The organism is Paenibacillus lactis, assembly GCF_017873605.1.
GTDB lineage: Bacteria > Bacillota > Bacilli > Paenibacillales > Paenibacillaceae > Paenibacillus_AQ > Paenibacillus_AQ lactis.
The window spans coordinates 105,448-114,148 of the sequence record NZ_JAGGKI010000017.1; the positions used below are offsets into that span (position 1 = coordinate 105,448).

6 protein-coding genes are annotated in these 8,701 nt (G+C 47.5%); all 6 read left to right on the plus strand.

Annotated elements, in window-relative coordinates; translation table 11 throughout:
- Positions 1-972 precede the first annotated feature (972 nt).
- Positions 973-1,578 carry a hypothetical protein gene (locus tag J2Z18_RS24300; protein WP_245256181.1) on the plus strand — a complete coding sequence of 202 codons (606 nt, stop codon included), beginning with the start codon at positions 973-975 and terminating at the stop codon, positions 1,576-1,578.
- A gap of 49 nt (positions 1,579-1,627) precedes the next feature.
- Entirely contained in the window at positions 1,628-2,317 is a 690-nt protein-coding gene (locus tag J2Z18_RS24305; RefSeq protein WP_210095485.1) for a response regulator transcription factor, read from the plus strand.
- On the plus strand, positions 2,314-3,483 hold the full coding sequence (locus tag J2Z18_RS24310) for a sensor histidine kinase (RefSeq protein WP_210095486.1): 1,170 nt from the start codon (positions 2,314-2,316) through the stop codon (positions 3,481-3,483). The genes J2Z18_RS24305 and J2Z18_RS24310 overlap by 4 nt, the downstream gene beginning before the upstream one ends.
- Positions 3,484-3,654: 171 nt before the next feature.
- Positions 3,655-6,216: a winged helix-turn-helix domain-containing protein gene (locus J2Z18_RS24315; protein WP_210095487.1), complete on the plus strand. Its 2,562-nt coding sequence runs from the start codon at positions 3,655-3,657 to the stop codon at positions 6,214-6,216.
- Positions 6,217-6,393: 177 nt separating this feature from the next.
- Positions 6,394-7,671, plus strand: coding sequence for an RCC1 domain-containing protein (locus tag J2Z18_RS24320; RefSeq protein ID WP_210095488.1), 1,278 nt, complete (start codon positions 6,394-6,396; stop codon positions 7,669-7,671).
- On the plus strand, positions 7,656-8,701 hold a 1,046-nt coding region (locus tag J2Z18_RS24325; protein ID WP_210095489.1), incomplete at its 3' end, for a chitobiase/beta-hexosaminidase C-terminal domain-containing protein. The genes J2Z18_RS24320 and J2Z18_RS24325, both read left to right, overlap by 16 nt.

An 8,701-nucleotide genomic window follows, 5' to 3' on the forward strand; every position in this document is an offset into this window, starting at 1 on the left:
GACGAACCTCCAGATTCTCACATCTCATCATTATCATTATTTCCTATTGGGTGGATTCTTATTCCATTGGCAGTTATGCTGTTGCAAATTATCGTGTGGTGAAATCAAGATTCGGTTACGACATTACTAAGTTATTCGATCAATGAGGATATCTAGTACATGACCTCAACTGCTGCAGTATTCTTGAACATACTTCCCGTACTTGCTGGCATGAAGGAAGAAGCAGGCTATTATAGATTCGCTCGCAGCATTCGCCAAAGTTGGATGATCTAACGTAAATACGACTCTCTTATTCATGATTTATAGATTATCGATTAGAAAAAAAGAGGGTCGCCATTTGACCTCATATTTGTGCACCGTCTGCAAAAACAGGCAGAACAATTCGGCTTTGCGGATCGCGTGACTATTCTGTTTGTAAACGAACTCCCCTAGTCCGTCGAGAACGAAAATGGGGTCGTGGTACGGGGCCGATTTGAAGACAGGAAGGTGTGCGCGTGGACAACCCAAGGCGGCTGTTTCCGTCGGTCTAACGCCCGCGCAGGCGCTCCGGCGTTAACTATCGGATTCATGGATATTACCGGCAAGGCGAATTTGATCGTATCCCTCAACATGGGCGCACACTCGCGCGAATTTTATTTGGGCCTTGCGATCATGTACTGACTCTTCTCTATCTGCTTCCCCGCCATCTACGGCGGTGGCTCTGTCAGATCGTCGTGGATTTAACGGATTGACTGCCGATTGTCATCGGAAAAGCTACCGATTTTAACTGGCAGGTTTGGGTGGACAGTATCATGTTCGATGGGGCTCGTGACTGCCTCGATAACCGTAAGCATCGTTCTCGCCCCAGAAGTTCCTCAGCTGACTTCCTCTTTTTCTGAAATACAGAATTACTTAACAAAAATTTAACGATCGATGGGATAGACTGTTTTTAAGTAGTCGGGGAAAAGACAAAATGAGGTGAAAAAAGTGAAAATGAAACGTTTTTTAATTACGGCTGTTTTGTTGCTGGCTGTGTTGCCCATGACCGCATTTGCCTTGGCAAATGATGCGCCTGCAGTAACGATTCAAATGAGTGATGTTGTTTCGAAGTCAGAGGATATTTCGGGCCAGTCTTCCGGAGCGGTTACAGTAATTCAACGGGCAACTCCTCAAGTGAATGACGCTAACCCAACTTCGAGCGATGTCACTGTGGACGGGCAGCCGGTACACAAAATTCAACTATCAGAGGAAAACATCATTGAATTGAATCTTGGGGATTCTGACGATGTTGGTGTACAGGCTGCTTATCCGGTTAATTTCAACTTGCCGGGATCATCACTTGCCACAATAAGTGATGGGTCTGGAAACCCGTGGTATTTGACTCGGAACGAAGAGGTTACCATATCGTTGACATGGCTGCCTCGGGACGCTACACTTCGAGTTGGTTTAATCGACTCGGACAATACCTTTTTTTATGTGAACTTTACAGGCGGTGCCGATAGTCGAACTTTTGTAGTGAATGTCGCTGACAACTATCGAGTGGGGATTTACAATACGGATACCCATCAAGTGACAGTCACTGGAAATATCACGATCTAAACATAAACCATTCCCCGACTACGACGTTTTATTGAGAGGTGAGCTAAAGATGCGGATGTTGGTGATCGAAGATGAACAAGATTTGGCCAATGCGATCGAAAAAGGATTGGAAATGGAAGGGTTTGCGGTAGACATTGCATTTGATGGAGAAGAAGGCTGTCAGCTGGCGGAAATCCATGCCTACGACATCATCATCTTGGATTTAAACTTGCCAGATAGGAGTGGATTAGACGTGCTGCAACACATACGACATCTGTCCAAACAAATCAGAGTGCTGATTCTAACGGCGCTTTCGGATACGCCTTCTCGTGTGAAAGGATTGAATTTGGGAGCGGACGATTATCTTGGTAAACCATTTGATTTTGAAGAACTGAAAGCAAGAATACGCGCCTTATTGAGACGTGATCTTTTACGAGAAAGCCCGTTGCTCACTTATGGCCCTATCGAGTTGAATCCGATTACGAAGACAGCAACTTGCGCTGGGCAACAGTTGACACTCACTCGTAAGGAGTTTGCCATATTACAGTATTTTTTATCTCATCCCGATCAAGTTATCTCTTCTGAACAATTGGTTGAACATGTGTGGGATCAGCATGCGGACCCTTTTTCCAGTTCCGTCAGGGTACATATTACGACTTTGCGTAGTAAGATAAGATCCATCATCCATGCAAACTTTTTGAATACAGTGCCAGGGTACGGCTATCAACTGAACAAACAAATTGAGGAGTTGCCAAAATGACGAAAAGCAGGCGGCTTACATTGGCAGGAACAATCGTGTTGTGGAACCTGGGTTTAATCATATTGACAGGTGTGTTTCTGATGGTTTCGCTCAATATTTTCGTGCAAATTATGCTTCCTGCCGTCCATGTGAAGCCTAACGATATACTGCTTCCACAAGACCAAGAAGTGATCGTACCCACCATTGAAGTGAATCAGGTAAACGAAGAGGGAATGCTCATATCGGATGTAAGCTTTTCATCTGAATTGATCGCATTTAAAGGACAAGTTCTCCTTTTTTCGCTGATCTGTCTGATCATCATGATTATATTAGGTGGGGTCGGGGCGTTTTATCTCTCCAAAAGAAGTCTGTGGCCAGTGCGTTTATTGAGTGAACGGCTGATGAAAATCAATGCCAACGATTTGTCTGTGCAGCTTCCTGTTAAGGAACTGCCAAATGATGAATTGAAAGAATTAACGGAATCGTTCAATACCATGCTGAAAAAAATAGAACATGCTTTTCAACAGCAAGAACGTTTTATGGCCAATGCCGCTCATGAATTTAGAACTCCCTTGACGATTTTGAAGACGAATCTGGACGTCTTGAGGAGTGACCCATCCGCGACTATGGAAGATTATCAGCAGCTCTCGGACATTTTTGAAAAGACGTTAAAACGAATGAATCATATGATCAATGAACTGCTAGTTCTTACTAAAAATAATGATCCGGATAAGGATGTGATTGAAGTTGGTTCGCTGATCCGTAAAGTAGTAAGTGAATTAAACGATTTAGCTTCAACACAGACAATTGCTATTGAAATCCACATCCATCTTGATGTTGAGATATACGGGAACGATATTTTAATCCAGAGAGCCATTAGCAATCTGGTCGAGAACGCTATTATGTACAACAAGCCACAAGGAAAAGTGATCATCACATGCACAAGTCAAGAAGGCGAGTGTTTCGTTTCAATTATGGACACCGGAGATGGTATTGATGAAAAACACATTCCGTTTATCTTTGAACCGTTTTACAGAACTTCGGAAGGTAGAACGAAGAACAAGGCAGGCACAGGGCTAGGTCTATCCATAGCGTTATCCATTATTAAAAAGCATGAGGGAACGATTGAATACAGTCGTGAGCAAACGATGAAAGGCTTTATCGTCCGCCTTCCTGTCATCGACTAGCGGAAAGATGTACTCCATTCTATTTCAAGTTAATAGTACCCCCAGCATTGTCGATCGAAGTGATTTGACATGCTCCGATAAGGCCCTACCTAAATAAAAGTTTTTTGGTAAAATAATAGAAAAAATGTTCATATCTCATGACGGTTGCCAAATAAGGGAGGGGGGCAAGCCATGATCATAGCCACGAAACTGCATATTCCTCGATCGCGAAGCTCGCTTGTTGTGCGTTCCCGTCTCACCCGGCGTTTGCATGAAGGGTTAGATCGCACGCTTACTTTGATCTCAGCTCCAGCCGGGTATGGCAAAACGACATTGCTCGGCGAATGGGTGATGACGCTGGAAAATCCCGTCGCCTGGGTCTCGCTTGATCAAGGGGATAATGATCGCACGCGCTTCTGGGCACATACCATTGCAGCGTTAAAACAAGCTTATCCGTCTTTTGACCAACAGGACGTCCTTCGTCATGCCGCAGAAGATCCATCGGGTGTGTCACTGATTGCTGCGCTCATCAACGGGCTACATCGCATTTCACACACGATGGTGCTCGTATGGGATGACTTTCATCATATCGAAGAAACGTCCATCTTGCAGGGCGTCACTTATCTGCTGGAACGTTTACCACTACATGTCCATCTCTATCTTGCAAGCCGAAATTCTCCAGCGCTTCCTCTTTCCAGACTACGAGCAGAAAATAGGCTGATCTCGTTGGAGGCGAGCGATCTCCGGTTTGTGCCGGACGAAACGACTGAATTTTTTGCGAAGTGCGGTGGTATACAATTATCCAATGAAGATGTGGCGACCGTACAAAAAAAGACAGAGGGTTGGGCAGTGGCGATGCGACTGGCGGTCTTGTCAATGCACGAACATACCGATCCCGTATCTCTAATCCGGAAGATGGCGGGGACGGAACGTGATATATCGGATTACTTCTTTGATGAGGTGTTAGCCCGACAATCCGCAACGATGCAGCAATTTTTACTCTATACTTCCATTTTGGACCGGATGAAGGGCGAACTTTGTCAAGCGGTAACCGGTATAGCCGAAAGTCATGCGTATCTGCAACAATTAGACAAGGAAAGCTTGTTTCTTGTAGCTTTGGACGAGTGGCGGGAGTGGTACAGGTATCATCATTTATTCCGGCAATTTTTGACGGCGCAGTTGAAAATGCGCGAGCCGCGGCAATGGCAAACACTTCACATGACAGCGGGAAAATGGTTGGAAGAGAACGGTTATCCGCATGAAGCGGTAGATCATTACCTTGCGGCTGCCGATTATGAACATGCGCTATCATTGATAGAGGTGATGACACCGGAGCTGATGACCAATGAATGGACGACGCTTTGCAAGTGGTTAAACGCAATTCCCGACACGCTGTTATTTGCCAGACCGATGATGCTGTTGACAAAACTCGCTTCCCAGTACTTGTCCGGGCATGTCGAAGCGGCCACTGACGGGTATTGGCAAGCGGTTCGCAGGCTAGAAGAGGACACAGATCCCCTTCCTCCTGAAGAAGCCGAAACATTGCAAGCCGGACTCGCTTTTCTGGCTGCATTTCGCACGTTTTTGGATCGTGATTTTGAATATGCCGTTCAATTTTCACATGAATATGTCGAGAAGCATCCGGAAGGCGATTTCTTCATTGAGTTTGGGAGCGACGTGGATGGCTATCATCCGGTGTGGGATATCTACGTGTCGGATGACAGCCTTCGATTGGCGGAGCAGGTGTTAACGTCCTTGCTGTCGATTTGGTCTGAAACCCGAAATGTCTATTTTGTTGCTCATCTTTATATCGACTTAGGCAAAATGCAGTACGAACGAAATCGCTTGGTCGAAGCGGAAAAGCTGATGCGCCAAGCCTATGATATTGGAAGATTGCATGATCATCGAAGCTTGGCGACCATCGCAGCGCTCTGGCTTGCCCGCATTGCCACCGTACAAGGAGACGAGGCGACGTCAAAGCACATATTACGCGAGCTAACCCAACTCACGTCCAAGACGGCGAATTCGCGTTTGTCCGGGAAAATCGCCTCGTTTCGCGCCATGCTGGGCAGGATGCATAGAGAAGAGAAACCGGTGAGACAATGGCTGAGAAAGAGCCGCTTGCGATTCCGTGATGAAATTCCGGTATCCATGATCAAGGAATACGATTTACTGGCCTCTATATTGGCGGAGCAAGGAAAAATGGAAGAAGCCGCAGCATTGACGGAGCGTCTACTCCAGCTGTCAATAGAAGAAGGACGGCAAAGCGACCGAATTCGTCTGCTCGTTCACAAGAGTATGATCCTATCCTTACAAGGAAAGATTTCGGACTCCATGGACGTACTGGAAGAAGCGCTGGCATTGGCGCGGCCGGAAGGGTATATCCGGACCTTTGTCGACGAAGGAGCATCACTTGGGCAATTGTTGGATCAATATATCCGATTGCGCCAAAATCAGCTTCGCCGCCCCAGCCATAAGGTGCCTTTATCCTATGTGAAACGGCTGCGGAGACTGATTCCGCTAGCCGAAAGGGAAGCCGGTACTCCCCATGATAGAACGTTGGCTGCTCTTACAGCCAGAGAACAAAGCGTGCTTCGGTTGATGGAAACGGGAATGTCTAATAAAGAAATCGCGCTTAAATTGAATGTTTCCCTGGCAACCGTAAAAACACATATTAACAATATCTACTGCAAATTGCAATCCAAAAATCGCTTACAAGCGTTGGAACGTGCCAGAACACTACAATTGTTCTGACCCGTTCTTTTTATTTTGTACAAATTATCTCAACCACCCTGCTCAACCTTTTTGATCTTTTGTGCCGGGCAGGGTTGATCACAATGGGATTGGAAGAATATACAATAGATGGGGTGAAGCTATGCAGAGATTAACTTGAAGGAGGATTTGTAAGAGATGAATCCATGGGGGAAAAGCATGAAACAATCATATAAAAGCAATATGGGGAACGGCTTGGTGAGGTTGTGCATCGCTTTGCTGTTCATCCAGTCGTTTCTGATCACGGTACCCTATGACAACGTGTCTGCTCAAGGGAGTTTTCATCCAGCCTTGAGTGATCGTTGGGGCGGGGTCCAGCAGATTGCAGGAGGGCGTTACCATTCCTTAGCCTTAACTGCGGATGGCGAAGTGTTAGCTTGGGGATCGAATCAAGGTGGCCGAACTACGGTGCCTGTTGAAGCACAGTCCAGTATTGTCTCGGTTTCCGCAGGACAAGACCACTCTCTCGCTCTCACATCCGGCGGCGAGGTCATCGCCTGGGGTGGGGGAAGATTCGGCGAAGCCAATGTACCGGCGGAAGCGAAAAGCGATATTATAGCGATTGCAGCGGGTCCTACTGCCTTCTATTCGTTAGCCCTCACGTCCTCAGGGAAAGTCATTGCCTGGGGCTCCAATTCTAACGGTCAATCGGATGTGCCGGAAGAAGCGGAGAGCGGCGTTGTAGCCATTGCGGCGGGGTATTGGCATTCTTTAGCGTTAACGGCTGCCGGAGAAGTGATTGCATGGGGAGATGGGCGCGAAGGAAAACTCGATGTGCCTGACGAGGTGCAGGGCCAGGTAGTAGCCATTAGTGCAGGATTGCGTCATTCTTTGGCGTTAACTGCTTCGGGCAAGGTGGTTGCTTGGGGGAGCGACGATTACGGACAATCTTCTGTGCCGGAAGAAGCGGAAAGCGGCGTTATCGCCATTGCGGCAGGGTATGTACATTCTCTGGCCTTGAAATCTGACGGCTCTGTCATTGCCTGGGGCATTTCAGACGGTTCGTGGGATGACTACGACTACGGACAAACGGTTGTACCCGAAGCAGCGAAAAGCGGTGTGATCGCGATTGCAGCGGGATACGGACATTCGCTTGCCTTGAAAGCGGATGGGACGATCATTGCCTGGGGAGATAATGGTCAAGGTCAGACTGACGTGCCGGAACATGTCCATGAACGTGTGAAAGCCAAACAATTGGCTGCCGGGAGAAACCATTCGCTTGCGTTAACCTCCGATGGCCAAGTACTCGGCTGGGGAAGCAATCAGTACAATCGCCTTGCGATTCCTGCCGATTTGCAAGATGTGCAAGCAATGGATGCAGGGGATTATTTTTCCCTGGCATTAAAAGCCGATGGCACGATTGTGATCTGGGGGACGGTTCTCATTATGCGGCGATTCCGCCTGAAGTGCAAGGACAGACAGTGGCAATCAGCGTAGGCAGCTATCACGCTTTGGCGTTGCAAGCCGATGGCACAGTCGTTGCCTGGGGTAGAATTGAAGGGGGGGAGAATGATAAGCGGCTCGATGTGCCTGATGATTTGGATCAGGTGATTGCCGTTAGTGCAGGATTGTTTCACTCCCTTGCTCTGAAGGTTGACGGTACAGTAGTGATTTGGGGAGCGAATCAATGGAACCAGCTGGATATGCCAGGTGGTCTGCATGATGTAAAAGCGATTAGCGCAGGACATTACCATTCCTTGGCGCTTAAAACGGATGGTACGGTGATCGCTTGGGGAGATAATACGTATAAACAGTTAGAAGTGCCCGAAAACCTGCAGGATGTTGTGGCCATCAGTGCAGGTCGCCATCATTCCGTTGCTTTAAGATCGGACGGCACGGTGGTTGCCTGGGGAGATAACACATTTAACCAACTCGAAGTTCCTTCTAATTTGCGTGAAGTTGTAGCGATTTCGGCAGGTACACATCTCACGTTAGCCTTGCAAGCTGACGGAGCGATTGTCGGTTGGGGCTATAATGTCGAGGATCAACTCATCATTCCAACAAGCGATCTCGAAACGATTGAGCTAAGAGATCAAAGCGGTCGGGAATTGGAACTCTTGTTTGATACTGTACAACAGGAATACACGGTATTAATTGACAATCATGTTACGTTGGTGAACGTGCTCGCGGCACTGGAAAATGCGGAATTTGCAGCTGTGTATGTGAATGGTGAGCGACAATCCGATCAGGTCGAAGGAGTCAATATACCAGTAACCGATGAGCAAACGGTCGTTACCGTGGAAGTCGTCCCTTATTTGCAAAAAAGTAAAACGTATACGATCACGCTCTCACTAGAAGCGGAGCCAGAGCAAGTATCGAAGCCAGTCGCCAGTCCCGCGGGCGGTGCAGTCTTGGCTGGTACAACGGTGACGTTGAGCACGACAACGGAAGGAGCAATGATTTACTACACGACGGACGGCAGCACGCCTACTAGTAGCAGTGCCGAATATACCGCGCCCATCGAAGT

Excerpts from the sequence above, each read along its gene's own strand:
- J2Z18_RS24300 (WP_245256181.1), top strand. The coding sequence starts at position 973 with ATGAAACGTTTTTTAATTACGGCTGTTTTGTTGCTGGCTGTGTTGCCC.
- J2Z18_RS24305 (WP_210095485.1), top strand. The coding sequence starts at position 1,628 with ATGCGGATGTTGGTGATCGAAGATGAACAAGATTTGGCCAATGCGATC.
- J2Z18_RS24310 (WP_210095486.1), top strand. The coding sequence starts at position 2,314 with ATGACGAAAAGCAGGCGGCTTACATTGGCAGGAACAATCGTGTTGTGG.
- J2Z18_RS24315 (WP_210095487.1), top strand. The coding sequence starts at position 3,655 with ATGATCATAGCCACGAAACTGCATATTCCTCGATCGCGAAGCTCGCTT.
- J2Z18_RS24320 (WP_210095488.1), top strand. The coding sequence starts at position 6,394 with ATGAAACAATCATATAAAAGCAATATGGGGAACGGCTTGGTGAGGTTG.